The 1,733-nt window shown below is 49.9% G+C and carries 1 protein-coding gene; it reads right to left on the bottom strand.

The window, feature by feature from the left end; translation table 11 throughout:
• Positions 1-192: 192 nt before the first annotated feature.
• Positions 193-1,733: TonB-dependent receptor (locus ACTHUR_RS10860; RefSeq protein WP_440398578.1), on the bottom strand; the 1,541-nt coding region annotated here is incomplete at its 5' end.

The following is a 1,733-nucleotide window of genomic DNA, read 5'->3' on the forward strand; positions in this document are numbered from 1 at the left end:
CTCGAATGATGTATTGTGAAAATGGAATATTAACCTTGTTTCGCGTGAAATCCATAAAAAACATGTAAGATTTTTCAAGCAAAAAACATAAGGCAATCAAATCAGGCCGTCTGAAAAGGGATAAAAACCAAATTCTTGCTCTTTATCATTCCCTTTCAGACGGCCTGCTATTACGGTCAAACCGAAATCAGATTAGAAATCCAATTCCGCTTTTAGCCAATAAGTACGCGGCATGCCGACAACGGCGAAGCTGCGGTCGTATTGGCCGCGCTGTACCTGCCAGTAGTTTTTGTTGAACAGGTTTTCTACCGAGCTGCTGACGGTCAACGTATTTTTGCCGAGCTTGGTTTTGTAGCGCGCGCCTATGTCAACCAAAGTGTAGGACGGGAAGGCGTATTGTTTTTGCGTGTCTTGGTAAGACTTGCCGAAGTACGAAACGTTGCCGTTCAGGGTCAAGCCTTTGGCAAACGGGGTGTCCCATTCCACGCCTGCTTTGGCAATCACGCGCGGGTTGGCGACTTGTACGCCGTTAACTAAATTGTCGGCGAAATTCGGATAATCTTTTACGGTTGATTGCAGATACATCAGACCGAAAGTCGGACGCAGGGTTTTGTTCAACAAGTTGGCATAGGTATTGAACTCAATACCGCGGCTGCGCTCCATGCCTTGCTCGGAACCGCTATAAGCCAAGCCTGCATTTTTGCGCGCTGCGAAATCAGTACCTGAAGTTGTGTTGCCGCGCCAGTAGCCCGGACGTTTGATTTGGAACGCGTTTAAAGTGGTTACAAAGTCGCCCCAGTTTTTGCGTACGCCGACTTCAAATTGGCGGCTGACGCGCGGATCTGCCATCGTTACATGACCGTCGTCATCAGTACGAATGTCGGACGGCTCCAAATCTTCCATATAGTTTCCGTAAACCACCAAATCGGGCTGCGGAACCCATGCTGCCATCAACATCGGGCTGAAACGGCTCGCATCTGCTTTGCGGCCGTTTAATTTGTTTTTCTGCTCGACGGCTTGGAAACGCCCGCCTAAAGTGAGGCGGTATTTGTTGTCGGCAAAACCAAGCGTGTCAGATACCGCCAAACTGTTTACTTTGATCACGGTATCCAATGAAGGGGTTGGGTTCCACGCGCTGCCTAAGTTGGAATCCAATTTTGCCAATTGAGTAGGAATGTCGATGCTCGGATCGATAACGCTGCTTCTTGTTTGACGTGCGCCTTGATAAGTAGTGCGTTTGCGGTCGATGCGGTCAAATGCGGTACTCCAGTTGTGGCTTACCGGACCGGTTTCAAATTCGCCGCGTGCAGTCAGATTCATACTGAGCGTTTTAAAACGCTGGTCGGTCAAACGCGCGCGACCTGAATTGTAGGTCAAACCGCTGCTTGTAACGGTAGGAGAGGCGAAATTGCCATAATAGCGCGCATTGTTATAACCAATACCGCCTGTAATTTGGGCATTTTCAAACGCATCCCATTCAAAAGTCAGCATATTGGTCTGACCGCGCGTGTTTTGAGCCTGCCAGCTCGGCGCCAAATTCACTTTGCCTTCAGGTGCGTCAAACAAGCGGCCGTTGGCGTTTTGAATGTCCTGCATACGCGCGCGACCGCCGTTGGTTTTGCGTTTCGCGTAGATGGAGTCGAACGCCACGCGCACTTTTTCGCCGCGGTAGTCGGCATTTAAAGCAAATTCTTTGTTGTCTTCGCTGTAACCGTGGCGCGGGGTGTCGCCGT

This window comes from Neisseria sp. P0021.S007, assembly GCF_051956855.1.